Annotated in this window: 14 protein-coding genes and 1 pseudogene; 7 read left to right on the forward strand and 8 right to left on the reverse strand. The window is 70.4% G+C overall.

Annotated features, from left to right (window positions below; translation table 11 throughout):
- The first annotated feature begins 103 nt into the window (after window positions 1-103).
- Window positions 104-1,204: an NAD(P)-binding domain-containing protein gene (locus tag LSF15_RS00530; RefSeq protein WP_232496575.1), complete on the forward strand. Its 1,101-nt coding sequence runs from the start codon at window positions 104-106 to the stop codon at window positions 1,202-1,204.
- A 14-nt stretch (window positions 1,205-1,218) separates the two neighbouring features.
- Here the strand turns inward: LSF15_RS00530 and LSF15_RS00535 are convergent, their stop codons facing one another.
- Window positions 1,219-2,196 (reverse strand): NAD(P)-dependent alcohol dehydrogenase, encoded by a 978-nt coding sequence (locus tag LSF15_RS00535; RefSeq protein WP_232496576.1) that lies wholly within the window; start codon window positions 2,194-2,196, stop codon window positions 1,219-1,221.
- A gap of 100 nt (window positions 2,197-2,296) precedes the next feature.
- Between LSF15_RS00535 and LSF15_RS00540 the strand changes: the two genes are divergently transcribed.
- The 4 genes from LSF15_RS00540 to LSF15_RS00555 all read left to right on the forward strand — a co-directional run bounded on the left by LSF15_RS00540 (window position 2,297) and on the right by LSF15_RS00555 (window position 4,082).
- Window positions 2,297-2,491, forward strand: a complete 195-nt coding sequence (locus LSF15_RS00540; RefSeq protein WP_232496577.1) for a hypothetical protein — start codon at window positions 2,297-2,299, stop codon at window positions 2,489-2,491.
- Between the two features lie 11 nt (window positions 2,492-2,502).
- Window positions 2,503-2,868 (forward strand): DUF488 domain-containing protein, encoded by a 366-nt coding sequence (locus LSF15_RS00545; RefSeq protein ID WP_232496578.1) that lies wholly within the window; start codon window positions 2,503-2,505, stop codon window positions 2,866-2,868.
- 76 nt (window positions 2,869-2,944) lie between these two features.
- On the forward strand, window positions 2,945-3,385 hold the full coding sequence (locus tag LSF15_RS00550; RefSeq protein ID WP_232496579.1) for a CHRD domain-containing protein: 441 nt from the start codon (window positions 2,945-2,947) through the stop codon (window positions 3,383-3,385).
- Between the two features lie 202 nt (window positions 3,386-3,587).
- Entirely contained in the window at window positions 3,588-4,082 is a 495-nt protein-coding gene (locus LSF15_RS00555) for a hypothetical protein (protein ID WP_232496580.1), read from the forward strand.
- 10 nt (window positions 4,083-4,092) lie between these two features.
- Here LSF15_RS00555 and LSF15_RS00560 read toward each other — a convergent pair whose 3' ends face one another.
- Window positions 4,093-4,944: a CPBP family glutamic-type intramembrane protease gene (locus tag LSF15_RS00560; protein ID WP_232496581.1), complete on the reverse strand. Its 852-nt coding sequence runs from the start codon at window positions 4,942-4,944 to the stop codon at window positions 4,093-4,095.
- 47 nt (window positions 4,945-4,991) lie between these two features.
- On the opposite strand from LSF15_RS00560, the gene LSF15_RS00565 reads away from it, so the two are divergent.
- Window positions 4,992-6,086, forward strand: a complete 1,095-nt coding sequence (locus LSF15_RS00565; protein WP_232496582.1) for a M4 family metallopeptidase — start codon at window positions 4,992-4,994, stop codon at window positions 6,084-6,086.
- Window positions 6,087-6,096: 10 nt separating this feature from the next.
- A complete protein-coding gene (locus LSF15_RS00570; RefSeq protein ID WP_232496583.1) occupies window positions 6,097-6,438 on the forward strand; it encodes a protealysin inhibitor emfourin in 342 nt (113 codons plus the stop codon).
- A gap of 13 nt (window positions 6,439-6,451) precedes the next feature.
- Here LSF15_RS00570 and LSF15_RS19140 read toward each other — a convergent pair.
- From LSF15_RS19140 to LSF15_RS00595, 6 genes and pseudogenes are all read right to left on the reverse strand, one after another.
- A pseudogene (locus tag LSF15_RS19140) lies at window positions 6,452-6,613 on the reverse strand (lysoplasmalogenase family protein); the annotation flags it as partial.
- A 60-nt stretch (window positions 6,614-6,673) separates the two neighbouring features.
- Window positions 6,674-8,962 carry an FdhF/YdeP family oxidoreductase gene (locus LSF15_RS00575; RefSeq protein ID WP_232496584.1) on the reverse strand — a complete coding sequence of 763 codons (2,289 nt, stop codon included), beginning with the start codon at window positions 8,960-8,962 and terminating at the stop codon, window positions 6,674-6,676.
- A complete protein-coding gene (fdhD, locus tag LSF15_RS00580) occupies window positions 8,959-9,849 on the reverse strand; it encodes a formate dehydrogenase accessory sulfurtransferase FdhD (protein ID WP_232496585.1) in 891 nt (296 codons plus the stop codon). Before fdhD ends, LSF15_RS00575 begins: the two co-directional genes overlap by 4 nt.
- A 92-nt stretch (window positions 9,850-9,941) precedes the next feature.
- The gene (locus LSF15_RS00585; protein WP_232496586.1) at window positions 9,942-10,313 is read right to left on the reverse strand and encodes an FKBP-type peptidyl-prolyl cis-trans isomerase; all 372 of its coding nucleotides are present in this window, start codon (window positions 10,311-10,313) and stop codon (window positions 9,942-9,944) included.
- A gap of 168 nt (window positions 10,314-10,481) precedes the next feature.
- Complete coding sequence (locus LSF15_RS00590; RefSeq protein WP_232496587.1) at window positions 10,482-11,600, reverse strand: PrsW family intramembrane metalloprotease; 1,119 nt, start codon at window positions 11,598-11,600, stop codon at window positions 10,482-10,484.
- A gap of 9 nt (window positions 11,601-11,609) precedes the next feature.
- Entirely contained in the window at window positions 11,610-13,016 is a 1,407-nt protein-coding gene (locus tag LSF15_RS00595; protein WP_232496588.1) for an FAD-binding oxidoreductase, read from the reverse strand.
- Window positions 13,017-13,042: the final 26 nt, after the last annotated feature.

Raw genomic sequence — 13,042 nt, forward strand, 5'->3', positions numbered from 1 at the left:
GCGGATGCCCCGTGGCCGACGGTCCCGCTGAGTCGAGGTCGCCCGCGGGGCTCGTCCTGCATTCGATGGAATACGACCTCGCGTCGCATCGTTTTTCATACGTATGAATGCGATTGCCGTGGATGTCGCCGTCATCGGCGCCGGTCAGGCCGGGCTCTCGGCGGCGTACCACCTGCAGCGGCGGGGTTTCGCGCCGGTCACCCGCGACCAGGGTGCCGGCGAGACGTTCGTCGTGCTCGACGCCAACGCGGCACCGGGTGGTGCGTGGCAGCATCGCTGGGCGTCGCTGCGGATGGCGACGGTGAACGGCATCCACGAGTTGCCGGCATTCCCCGTTCCGCCGGCCGATCCCCAGACGGCGAGCCGCGATGCACTGCCGCCCTACTTCGCCGAGTACGAGCAGCACTTCGGGCTCGAAGTGCAACGGCCGGTCCACGTTCAGGCAGTCCGGCGCGCCGACGACGACCCCGACGGGCGCCTGCTCGTCGAGACCGACCGCCGCACGTGGGCTGCACGCCACGTCATCAACTCGACCGGCACGTGGACCCGCCCCTTCCGCCCCTACTACCCCGGCGTCGAGCGATTCCACGGTCGTCAGCTCCACGTCGCCGACTACGTGTCGGCCGACGAGTTCGCCGGCAGGCGCGTCGTCATCGTCGGCGCGGGCGTGTCGGCGGTCCAGCTGCTCGATGAGATCTCTCACGTCGCCGAGACGCTCTGGATGACGCGCCGCGAACCGCAGTGGGTCGAGGAAGCGGACTTCGATCTTCCTGCGCGAAGTGCGGCGATCGCCGGCGTCGAGGAGCGAGTGCGACAGGGCCTGCCGCCGGGCAGCGTGATCTCGGTCACGGGCATGCATTGGACGCCGTGGGCGCGGGCGGCACAGGCACGCGGCGTGCTGGTGCGGCATCCGATGTTCACGGCGATCGAGGAGGACGGCGTCCGCATGCCCGACGGAACGCTCCTCGCGGCCGACGTCATCCTCTGGGCGACCGGATTCCGGCCGGCCGTCGACCATCTCGCCCCGTTGAAGCTGCGCACGCCCGCCGGTGGATTCCGCGTCGCCGACAGCCGCTCGCTCGACGAGCCGCGGCTGTTCCTCATCGGGTACGGGCCGTCGCAGTCGACCGTGGGCGCGAACCGCGCGGGCCGAGCGGCCGTGCAGCAGATCGTCGCCGAGCGGGTTGCGCCGGTCGCCGCGTAGTGGCGGCGCAGCCCTTACGGCACGATGACGACCTTGCCGAACACCTCGCCGGCGCGCAGCCGATCCATCTGGTGGGGCACCGCCTCGAGCGGATGCGGACCGTCGACGATCGCGCGAAGTGATCCGGCAGCGACGAGCGCTGCCAACTCGGGCAGGTCGCGGTTCGGAACGGCAGCGAGCAGGCGAACGGCGCGGCCGCCGTCGCGTTCGGCCTTGCGCGCGCCGGCGAGCGCGTAGCTCAGGATGCGTCGGGGCCGGCCGCCGATCGCGACCGCCTGGCCATGCGGTGCGAGCAGTCGCCGGTGCTCGGCGGACGACAATGCGCCGACGACGTCGAGGATGCGATCGAACGCATCGGCCACGGCTGGGATCGCACCCGCCTCGAAGCAGTCGGTTGCCCCGAGCTCGCGCAGGCGGTCGAGCTTCGCCGCTCGATCGACGACGGCGACGTGAGCGCCCGCCGCAGTGGCGAGCTGCAGCGCGAACGTGCCGACGCCCCCGCCGGCGCCGACGATGAGCACGCGCCGTCCGTCGAGAGTGCCGCGGTCGCCGAGCGCCTGCAGCGCCATGCTCGCCGCCTGCGGCAGCGCCGCGGCGGTGACGTCGTCGACGGCGGCAGGCAGCGCCACGACAGCGTCCTCGCGGGCGACGACGTACTCGGCGAAGCCGCCCCAACCGCTCGCAGTGAGCTCGCCGAACACCCGGTCGCCCACGCGGTGCCGCGTGACGCCGTCGCCGACGGCAACGACCTCGCCCGCGACATCCGACCCGACGATCCGATGTTGAGGCCGGAACGGTGCGGCGATGCGGTTGAGTGCCTCGCCGATGACGAGGTCGACATCCCACGAGTTGAGCGACACGGCCGCGACGCGCACCTCGACCTCGCGCATGCCGGGCGCCGGGCGCGGGATCTCGGCGAGGCGCAGGACGCGCTCGGGCTGCCCGTAGCGGTCGAGCACGATCGCACGCATGAGGTGGGACGCAGTGGTCACGGCACGAGCGTATCGAGCCGTGCGGGTCTGCCGTGCGGGTCTTCGGTCCGATTTCGACGGCACCTTGCGTCGGGGCCCAGCGTGCGCGAGGCTGCTCCGCATGAGCAAACCCGTCCTCGTCATGATCGGCGCCATCGTCGCGCTCATGGGCGTGATCTTCATGTTCCAGGGGTTCGGGGTCATCGGCGGCAGTGCCATGAGCGGGTCCACGCTCTGGGCGGTTCTCGGGCCGATCATCGCGCTCGCCGGGATCGCGCTCGTCGTGGTCGGCCTGCGCCGCGGTCGCAGGGATTGAGGCCCGGTGACATGGCGTTCACGATGAAGCGGGTGTACGACCCGGCCGAGGCGACCGATGGCTTCCGGGTCCTGGTCGACCGGCTCTGGCCCCGCGGCGTCAGCAAGGAGCGGGCCGAACTCGACCTGTGGGCCAAAGACGTCGCGCCCTCCCCCGAGTTGCGCACCGAGTGGCACCACAACCGCGAGCGGTTCGACGAGTTCGCGGCACGCTACCGTGACGAACTCGACGCGGGCGATGCCGCGAGCTCCCTGCTCGACCTCGGCACCCAGCACGAACGGGTGACCCTGCTCTTCGGTGCGCGCGACGAACAGGTCAACCACGCGACCGTGCTGCTGGCGTGGCTGCGCGAGCACGGGGCATCCGTCGAGCCCTGATCCTGACGGTGACGCTCTTGAGGTCTGCACGCGGTGGGCGTAGCGTGCGGGTGAATCGAGGAAGTGAGCACAACTCATGCACGCGACCAACCGCACCCGCACCGCCGCCATCGCCATCGCCGCCGCCGCCGCGTTCACCTTCGCCGGCTCCGGCGCCGCGAACGCCGCCGGCGCCATCCCGCTGAACGGCGGACAAGAGAGCCCCGCGCCGAACAACTTCGGAGCGCACGGCTGGTTCAGCTACGAGATCGACGGCGACGAACTCTGCTACACGCTCGAGGTCGACGGCCTGTCATCTCCGGCGACGGCCGCGCACATCCACGTGGCACCGCGCAATGTCGCAGGTCCCGTGGTGGTGCCGCTCACCGTGGTCAACGCGACGAGCTTCGAGGTCGATACCTGCACGACGGCCAATCCGATGGTGCTCGCCGCCATCGAGGCGGACCCGAAGGCGTACTACATCAACGTGCACAACGCGAACAACCCGCCGGGAGAGATCCGCGGGCAGTTGAAGTAGCGCACTGGCGAGAGCTTCAGTCGACGATCGAGCGCGCCGGGAATCGTGCACGCCGTGCAGTATTGCGCGCCGTCACCAACGACTCGATCGACGAGGAATGGCAAGCACTACTGGATCACTACGCGCCGGCCTCATTCTGAACTGCCGCGCTGAAGCCGCGCAGACACCGGTGTCCGGCCACGTCATTCATGCGACGATAGAGATGAGTGACCCGAAAGGTCGCACCACGATGACCAGCGCCCAACGACGACCTGTCGACCGCGCGGGATACCCTCCGCCGGCGCTCACCGCCGCCGTGCTCGCGCTCTTCGCCGTCGTGCTCGCCGTGTGTGCGGTCGTCGCGATCGGCGAAACCACCGCCCGCGCGTTCACGTCGTACACACCGGTCGAGGCGACCGTCGTCGACGAGCGAACCGAGGAGGCGCTGGTCGCCGACCGGCGCGGCAGCAATCGCGTGCCGTTCCGCGTCGTGAGCGTGGAACTGCCCGACGGGATTCGCGCCGAGATGCACAGCGACGATCTCGTCGTCGGCGCGACCGCGACGGTCTACCGCGGCGACTCGGGTGCCGTGTTCGAGACTCCACCCGCGCGTCCGACCGTGCTGGAGTGGGCGCTGTGCGCGGCGATCGTGGCTGCCGCGGTCGTTCTGGCGGTCTTCTCTGTGCGCTGCATGCTGGCGCTGCGTGCGCCCGCGTGAGGCTGGGCGCCTACGACGGAACCAACGGGAAGATCGCCGGCCAGCCGTTGTGCGCGTACACGATGACGCAGAACACGACCGCGTCGAAGATCAGGTGCACCACCAACACGTAGGTGAGCGACTTCGTGAGCTTGAACGTGTAGCCCTGGATGAGTGCGAACGGGATGGTCAGCAGCGGTCCCCACGACTGGTAGCCGAGCTCCCACAGGAACGACACGAACACGATCGTCTGCAGGAGGTTCGCCTGCCACGTCGGAAAGTGGCGGCGAAGCAACGCGAAGACCGTGCAGATGAAGAACAACTCGTCCCACGTGCCCACCGCGTTCACGCCCACGAAGAGGCGTGCGATCTCGTCGGGGGCGGTGACGGTCGGCCAATTCTGGTAGACGCCCGAGGTGATGAAGTAGAACGGCAGGATGAGCCACCCGGCCACCGTCACGAAGATCAGGTAGAACCACTGCGTGCGGGTCCAGCGGCGCCCGGTGCGCCACGGGAACCGGATGACGCGGTCGCCGTACCAGTAACGCGAGATGACGTACGGCACGACCACGGCGAGGCCGAGCACCACGGCGAAGCGCACTATCGCGGGGTAGCTGATGTCGGCCTCGAGCGAGATCGTCGAGATGATCGCCTGCCCGAGCGCGATGAGGAAGAGGTCGGGCAGCAGCCGGCTCGTGCGACCCGAACGGTCGGTGAGCCACGCCCCGAGGAGCCCCGCGACGAGCAGCGCATAGCCTGCGAACGGCAGCACGAAGCCGAAGAGCAGCACGGCCGCGCCGCACACCAGGACGGCGGGGACGAGTCCGATCGCGTGCGTGCGCACGTCGCGCTCTATGAGGTCCGTGCCGGTCGAGGCTGCCACACCCCAAGCTTCCCACGGGTGTCACCGCGCCATGGCACGATCGAGGCATGCAGCAGCCAACCCATGCGATCGTGCCGCCCTACCTGCTCGCCCGCATCGCCGCCGCCGACGACCTGCGTTTTCCCCGGGCCACCGCCGCGGCTCGTCGATCATTGCTGCGCGACGCACCGCTGCGCGAGTGGAGGTCGGCGGCTGAACGGCCGCCCTTCCTCCTCCCCGAGCACCCTGCCCGTGACGAACGCCCCACCGCGGGCCCCGGGCTGGCGCCCGCGCCCGACCGCCGGGTCTCCGACGCCGAGGGCGAAGAGCGGCTCCCCGGTCGCCTGGTGCGTCGCGAGGGCCAGCCGCCGTCGGGCGACCGATCGGTCGATGCCGCCTACGACGGACTCGGCGAGACCTTCGAGCTCTTCGCGAGGGTGTTCTCACGCGACTCGATCGACGGTGCCGGCATGCCCCTCGAAGCCACCGTGCACTACGGCGACCGCTACGACAACGCCTTCTGGGACGGTGAGCGCATGGTGTTCGGCGACGGCGACGGCGAGGTGTTCCGTGGATTCACCGACTCGCTGAGCGTCATCGGGCACGAACTCGCGCACGGCGTCACCGAGCACACGGCCGGGCTTCGCTACCAGGGCCAGTCGGGCGCCCTCAACGAGCACGTCTCCGACGTGTTCGGTGCGCTCGTCGAACAGTACGCGAGCGGCCAAGACGCCGACTCGGCGAGCTGGCTCATCGGCGAGGGCATCTTCACCGATCTCGTCGAGGGTCGCGCGCTGCGGTCGATGCTGAATCCTGGAACGGCCTATGACGACGACGTGCTCGGCCGCGACCCGCAGCCCGACCACTTCGACCGCTACATCGAGACCGACGACGACAACGGCGGCGTGCACCTGAACTCGGGCATCCCCAACCGCGCGTTCGCGCTGGCCGCGCGCGAACTCGGCGGCTTCGCCTGGGAGGGGGTCGGGCGCATCTGGTACGACGTGCTCACGTCAGGCCGTCTGCGGCCCGACACCGGCTTCCGCCGATTCGCCGCCGAGACGGTGCGCGCCGCACGCGAGCGCCACGGACGCGACTCACGCGAAGAGCGTGCCGTCGCGGGCGGCTGGTCGACGGTGGGCATCGAGGTGCCGCGGGAGTAGCATCGCCCCCATGGACGTCATCGTCTCGCGCAGCGGTGGCCTCGCCGGTCTCCGGCTGACCTGGGAGGTTCGCGTCGAGGAACAGCCCGACCCGCGCGAGTGGTACCTGCTCATCGACGAGCTGCCGTGGAGCGAACCCCGACCGGTGCCGCTCGAGCCCGACCGCTTCGTCTACAAGATCCGCTGTGCGCCGCACGAGGCCACGCTCGCCGACCGCCAGCTCACCGGCCCGTGGCGCCAGCTCGTCGATCTGGTGCAAGAGGCGGCTGAACCGTTGCGGCGCGGCCAGCGCGAAGACCCACCAGCACACCCCACGCGATCAGACCCTGCGCGGCGAGATACGTCGACATGACGACGAGGTCGTGCAGGGCGAACTCGTAGCCCGGCAGGAACCGACCGAGCGCGAGCACCGAGTCCGAGACGACGAAGAGCGCGCCTCCCACCGCGATGACCCCGCCGCGCCCGCCCGCCAGCGCGGCCATGGTGCCGAGCACCGCGCCGTACACTGCGACGGGCACGAGCAACACCGCGAGGTGCGGACCGAGCAGCGCGAGGAAGGCGACGTACCACGCGGGCGGGCGGTCATGTCATGCCACCTTCTCGAGTCGAACGATGACCGCCTTCGAGACGGGCGTGTTGCTGCCGATCGCGGTGCTCGCGAGTGAGACGAGCACGTTCGCCTCGGGGAAGTACGCGGCGGCGCATCCTCTCGCGGTCGGATACGCGATGACGCGCTGCCCCGGCAGTCGGCGATCGGACTCGCCGGGCCACTCGCTCACGACATCGACTCGGTCGCCGTCGGCCAGTCCGAGACGCTCGAGATCATCGGGGTTCACGAACACCACGTCACGCCCCTTGCGTACGCCGCGATAGCGGTCGTTCAGGCTGTAGACCGTCGTGTTGAACTGGTCGTGCGAGCGCAGCGTCTGCAGGATGAGTCGTCCGGGCGGGCACTCGATGTGCTCGAGTTCGTTGACGGTGAGGTGCGCCCTTCCGCTGGGAGTCGGCCAGGTCCGCGAGTCGCGCGGGCCGTTGGGCAGCACGAACCCGCCCTGTGTTCGCACGTCGTCGTTGAAGTGCTCGAACCCGGGCACGACGCGGCTGATGTGGTCGCGGATCACGTCGTAGTCGCGTGTCATGCCGTCCCAGTCGATGGGGTGGTCGTCGCCGAGTGTCGCCCTGGCCATGCCCGCGACGATGGCGACCTCGCTGCGCACCTCGTCGCCGATCGGCGGCACGGCGCCGTGCGAGGCGTGCACGGCGCACACGCTGTCTTCGACCGACACGAACTGCGGGCCTGCCTGCTGCAGGTCGACCTCGGTGCGGCCGAGCGCCGGCAGGATGAGCGCCTCCTGTCCGGTGACGATGTGCGAGCGGTTCAGCTTCGTCGAGACCTGCACCGTGAGCCGGGCGCCGCGCACCGCGTCTTCGGCGGCGAGTGTGTCGGAGATCGCGCCGACGAAGTTGCCGCCGAGCGCCACGAACACCTTCACGCGGCCGTCGCGCATCGCGTGCAGCGTGTCGACCGCATCGAGCCCGTGCGCCCGTGGCGGTTCGAACGCGAACTCCCGCCCGAGCGCGTCGAGGAACGACTCGGGCATGCGCTCCGAGATGCCCATCGTGCGGTCGCCCTGCACGTTCGAGTGCCCGCGGATCGGCGAGGCGCCGGCGCCGGGCTTGCCGATGTTGCCGCGCAGCAGCAGCAGGTTCACGACCTCCTTGATCGTGTCGACCGCCTTTCGCTGCTGGGTGAGCCCCATCGCCCAGGTGATGATCACGCGGTCGGCGGCCAGGTACTCGGCGGCGAGGTCATCGAGGTCGTCGACCGTGAGGCCCGTGGCGACGAGCACCTCGGCATCGTCGAGCGCCGCGAGATGCTCGGTGAGCGCCTCGAGCCCGACGGTGTGCTCACGCAGGAACACGTGGTCGAGCACGGTGCCGGGCGCGGCGGCCTCGGCCTCGAGCACGCGCTTCGAGACCGCCTGCAGGAGCGCCATGTCGCCGCCGGACCGGATCTGCAGGTACCGATCGGCCATCTCGGTGCCACGACCGATCAGCCCGCGCGCCTTCTGCGGGTTCTTGTAGCGGATGAGGCCGGCTTCAGGCAGCGGGTTGACGGCGATGATGCGGCCACCGTTGCGCTTGGTCTCCTCGAGTGCAGTGAGCATGCGCGGATGATTCGTGCCGGGGTTCTGGCCCATGACGATCACCAGGTCGGCCCGGCCGAAGTCGTCGTACGCGATCGTGGACTTGCCGACGCCGATGACGTCGTTGAGCGCAGTTCCGGTGGATTCGTGGCACATGTTCGAGCAGTCGGGCAGGTTGTTCGTGCCGTACGCGCGCACGAAGAGCTGGTAGAGGAACGCGGTCTCGTTCGCCGTGCGGCCGCTCGTGTAGAACGCCGCCTCATCAGGGCTGTCGAGCTCACGCAGATGGGCGCCGACGATCTCGAACGCACGCTCCCAGCTGACCGGCTGGTAGTGGTCGCTGCCCGCGGGCTTGTGCACGGGCTCGACGAGTCGCCCCTGTTGCCCGAGCCAGTACTCGGTCGCGTCCTGCAGCGACGTGAGCGAACGCTCTGCCCAGAACGTTCGCGCCACGGTCGAGCGCGTCGCCTCCCACGTGATCGCCTTCGCACCGTTCTCGCAGAACTCGGCAGTGTGGCGATGCGCGGGGTCGGGCCACGCGCAGCTCATGCAGTCGAAGCCGCCGTTCTGGTTGACGGCGAGCAGCAGCCGGGCGGCCCGCGCCGCGCCGAGGTTCGCCACGGTCGACTCGAGCGAGCGCACGACCGCCTCGGCGCCGACCGCCTCGCGCTTCGGATGGCCGACCTCGAGGTCGGGATAGTCGGCGCGCTCGGGAACCGGCCGGGTCATGCGAGCGCCACGGATGCCGCGTGCTCGGATGCCGCGTGCTCGGATGCCGCGTGCTCGGTCGCGGGGCGCACGCGCTCGTCGCCCGCGTACACGACCATCGAGGTGCCTCTCACGAAGCCGGCGAGCGTCAGCCCCACCTCGCTCGCGAGGTCGACCGCGAGCGACGACGGCGCCGACACCGCCGCGAGCATCGGGACACCCGCCATCGACGCCTTCTGGGCGAGTTCGAAACCTGCCCTGCCCGAGACCACGAGCACCGTGCCGCGCAGGGGCAGCCGGCCCTCGCGCACCGCCCAGCCGACGACCTTGTCGACGGCGTTGTGGCGCCCCACGTCTTCACGAACGACGAGAAGCTCGTCGCGCTCGATGTCGACGAGTGCGGCCGCGTGCAACCCACCCGTCCTCGCGAACAGCGCCTGGGCCTCGCGCATGCGATCGGGCAGCCCGACCACCCAGGCCGGATCGACCGTGATCGGATCGTCGGCGACGTCGTATGCCGATCGCTGCCGTACCGCGTCGATACTGTCTTTGCCGCACAGGCCGCACGCGCTCGTCATGGTCAGCGCGTGCCGTGCCCCGATCGGGATCGGCGGTGCGCCGGCCGCAAGGGTCACGTCGAGCACGTTGAATTCGCCGTCGGATGCCTCGTCGCCGGTGCAATGGCGTGCACCGACGACGTCGTCGTGGTTGCGGACGATCCCTTCGGAGACCAGCAGACCGAGTGCGAGCTCGACGTCGTGCCCGGGTGTACGCATCGTGACGGCGAGCGGTCGGCCGCCGACGCGCACCTCCAGCGGCTCCTCGACGGTGAGCTCGTCTTCACGGCGTGAGGTGCGCTCGCCGAGCGTGTACCGGGTGACGCGTCGTCGCGCCGTGATTCGGCTCATCGCAACATTGTCGCACCGCGCGCGAGCCCCGCCTGACACACCACGAAGGCCGGTGGGCATCCGCCCACCGGCCTTCGATCACGCGTGTCGGCTCAGCTCACGCCGAGGAGGTCGATCACGAAGATCAGGGTCTTGCCCGACAGCTGGTGGCCGCCGCCCGCGGGGCCATAGGCCTTCTGCGGAGGGACCGTGAGCTTGCGACGGCCGCCCACCTTCATGCCGGGGATTCCCTCCTGCCAGCCGGCGATGAGCGCCTGCAGCGGGAAGTTGATCGACTGGCCACGACTCCACGAGGAGTCGAACTCTGCGCCGCTGTCGTACTCGACGCCGAGGTAGTGCACGTCGACCGTCGAGCCTGCGGTGGCCTCGGCACCCTCGCCTACGACGAGGTCTTCGATGACGAGGTCGGCGGGGGCGGGGCCCTCAGGAGCGTCGATCTCGGGCTTGCTGTTCGTATCGGTCATGGCTCCAGTTGAGCAGATGCGTGGTGCCGCCCGCAATGCGGGACACCCGTCCACCACCCTCTTGCGCTGACTGCGAACACGTTGCACTCTGGAATCCGAGAACTCGTCGCCCACGTAGCGCTGTCGGCCATGCCACACCACTTGGGCGGCGAGTTTCTTCGTGTCCGATCAGTGCAGCAGTTCGCGTCGCGTCGCCGAGATCGACGCGAGCAGCGCCTGCTCGTCGGCGACGGCGCGCGCGCCGCCCTGCCCCGACGCGAGCTTCTGCCGCGTGAATGCGAGGTGCGTGGCATCCCGGATCAGACGTCGCATCGCGACGGTGCGCGGCGGAGCCTGCGCCACCGCCCACGCCTTCGCCCGCCGCCGGCCCGACGGTGTCGCGAGCATGTCGACCTCGCCGGCGCTCAGCCAGCCCGCGGCGGCGTACTCGCCCAGACGACGACGCGTGACCCGCACCTCTTCACGCCGGAGCCACGCGGTGAGCAGCACCGCGGCGATGAAGATCGGCACCTGCACGGTGAAGTACACGCCGATCGCATCGGTCGCGAAAACGGCCGAACCGTTCCACAGCGCGTGCAGCAGGGTCGCCCCCAGCAGGCCGATCAGGAACCAGCCGACCACGCCCGCTCCCCCGCCGCGGCGCGCGCCCACGCCGATCATGATGCCCGTGAACGCCGTGAACAGCACGTGCGCGAACGGGGAGAAGATGCCGCGGATGACGAACGTCGCGCCGAGTTCCTCGCCGCCGCCCTCGATGAGCGCGACACCGAAGTAGAGGATGTTCTCGGTGAAGGCGAACCCTGCGGCGACGGTCGCCGCGTAGACGAGCCCGTCGATCGGCCCGTCGAAGTGCGCCCGTGAGAACGCGTAGATGAGCAGCACACCGACGCCCTTCGCGAGTTCCTCGACGAGGGGCGCCTGCACCACGGCCTGAACCGCCTCGTCGGCGGCCGCGCCAGTGGCGAATGCCATCGTGAGTTGCACCCCGAGATCGACGATGAGGGCGATGGCCACCGAGACGGCCGCGCCCCACAGGAACGCGAACCACAGGGCGCCGACCGGTTCGGGCTCCCAGCGGTCGACCCAGCGGATCGCGAGCAGCACGCCCACGAGCGGTACGAGCGCCACCACCGAGCCGACCACGAGCGTCGACACGCCGAGGGCCGACGCGAGGTAGGCGACGACGCCGAGCCCGACGAGGCCGGCGATCGCGATGCCGATGACCGCGAGCGCGAACCCACCGCTGCGCGCGCGATGGGGGGCTGGTGCGGGTGCCGTCTGGCTCACGCCCGAAGCCTATCGAGGAGCGGGCGCGGATACCTCGAACATGACCCCCGGGTTCAGGATGCCGGTCGGGTCGAACAGCGCCTTGATGCCGCGCTGCAGCTCGAACGAGTCGTCGCCGAGCTCATCGGCCAGCCAGCGGCGCTTGAGGACGCCGACGCCGTGCTCGCCGGTGAGCGTGCCACCGAGGGCGACGGCGGCGCGGAACATCTCGTCGGCCGCCTCCCAGATGTGCGCCGGCACCTCGTCGCCCGTGTACACGAAGTTCGGGTGCAGGTTGCCGTCACCGGCATGTGCGAGGGTCGGGATCTCGATGCCGTGCCGCGCGCCGATCCGTTCGATCGCGCGGAACATCTCGGGCAGTCGCGAACGCGGCACGGCGACGTCCTCGATGAGCACCTGGCCCGACGCGGCGAGCGCAGGGTGCATGGCCCGGCGGATGCCGAGCAGCCGCTCGCCCGCGATGCGATCGGTCGACAGCTCGACTCGGCCGCGCGCCGCCGCGAACAGCTCGGCGATGGCCCCCGCTTCGACGTCGGACCCCACGCCGTCGGTCTGCGCGAGCAGGAACGTCTCGCCGGGGGCGAGTGTGGCGAGTGGCGTGCCCGCCAACTCGGCGTCGCCGAGGTGCGCGGCGACACGGGCGAGACCGGCCGCATCGATGAGTTCGAGCACCGCGGGGCGCAGCCGAGCGGCGGTGACGGCTGCGGATGCGGCGGCCGCAGCCTCGACATCGGGGAACACGCCCGCCACGGTGACGGTGACGCCCGGCGTGACCGGCCGCAGCCGCACGGTCGCCTCGACGATGACGCCGAGGGTGCCCTCGGAGCCGGTCAGGAGCGCGGTGAGGTCGTAGCCGGTGACACCCTTCACGGTGCGGTGGCCGGTGCGCAGCAGCCTTCCGTCGGCGAGCACGACCGTGAGCCCGAGCACCGCCTCGCGCGTGACCCCGTACTTCGCGCACAGCAGGCCGCCGGCGTTCGTGGCGATGTTGCCGCCGATCGTCGAGATCGCGCGGCTCGCGGGATCGGGCGCGAACCAGAGCCCGCGCGGTGCGAGCAGGTCGTTCAGGTCGCCGTTGAGTACGCCCGGCTCGACGACGGCCAGTTCGTCTGCGTCGGAGATCTCGAGGATGCGGTTCATTCGCGAGACATCGAGCACGATCGCCCCGGGGCTCGCGATGGCGCCGCCCGCGAGGCCCGTGCCGGCACCGCGCGGCACGACGGGCGTGTCGGTGGCGTGGGCGATGCGCATGACTGCTTGGACCTCGTCGACGGATGTCGCGTGCACGACGGCGATCGGCAGGCTGGCGCTGCGCCAGCCCGAGCGGTCGTCGCGTGTCGCCTCCAGCACACTCGGTTCGGTGGTGACGGAAGCCCCCAGGATCTCGTGAAGGCGGGCGACGACGGTGTGCGACATCCCTCAACACTATCGACGCCGGTCGT

It is taken from the genome of Agromyces humatus, assembly GCF_021228295.1.
Taxonomy (GTDB): domain Bacteria; phylum Actinomycetota; class Actinomycetes; order Actinomycetales; family Microbacteriaceae; genus Agromyces; species Agromyces humatus.

Bases quoted from the DNA above. Each gene is read 5' to 3' on its own strand.
- LSF15_RS00530 (WP_232496575.1), top strand. From the start codon at position 104: ATGAATGCGATTGCCGTGGATGTCGCCGTCATCGGCGCCGGTCAGGCC.
- LSF15_RS00540 (WP_232496577.1), top strand. From the start codon at position 2,297: ATGAGCAAACCCGTCCTCGTCATGATCGGCGCCATCGTCGCGCTCATG.
- LSF15_RS00545 (WP_232496578.1), top strand. From the start codon at position 2,503: ATGGCGTTCACGATGAAGCGGGTGTACGACCCGGCCGAGGCGACCGAT.
- LSF15_RS00550 (WP_232496579.1), top strand. From the start codon at position 2,945: ATGCACGCGACCAACCGCACCCGCACCGCCGCCATCGCCATCGCCGCC.
- LSF15_RS00555 (WP_232496580.1), top strand. From the start codon at position 3,588: ATGAGTGACCCGAAAGGTCGCACCACGATGACCAGCGCCCAACGACGA.
- LSF15_RS00565 (WP_232496582.1), top strand. From the start codon at position 4,992: ATGCAGCAGCCAACCCATGCGATCGTGCCGCCCTACCTGCTCGCCCGC.
- LSF15_RS00570 (WP_232496583.1), top strand. From the start codon at position 6,097: ATGGACGTCATCGTCTCGCGCAGCGGTGGCCTCGCCGGTCTCCGGCTG.
- LSF15_RS00575 (WP_232496584.1), bottom strand. From the start codon at position 8,962: ATGACCCGGCCGGTTCCCGAGCGCGCCGACTATCCCGACCTCGAGGTC.
- fdhD (WP_232496585.1), bottom strand. From the start codon at position 9,849: ATGAGCCGAATCACGGCGCGACGACGCGTCACCCGGTACACGCTCGGC.
- LSF15_RS00585 (WP_232496586.1), bottom strand. From the start codon at position 10,313: ATGACCGATACGAACAGCAAGCCCGAGATCGACGCTCCTGAGGGCCCC.
- LSF15_RS00595 (WP_232496588.1), bottom strand. From the start codon at position 13,016: ATGTCGCACACCGTCGTCGCCCGCCTTCACGAGATCCTGGGGGCTTCC.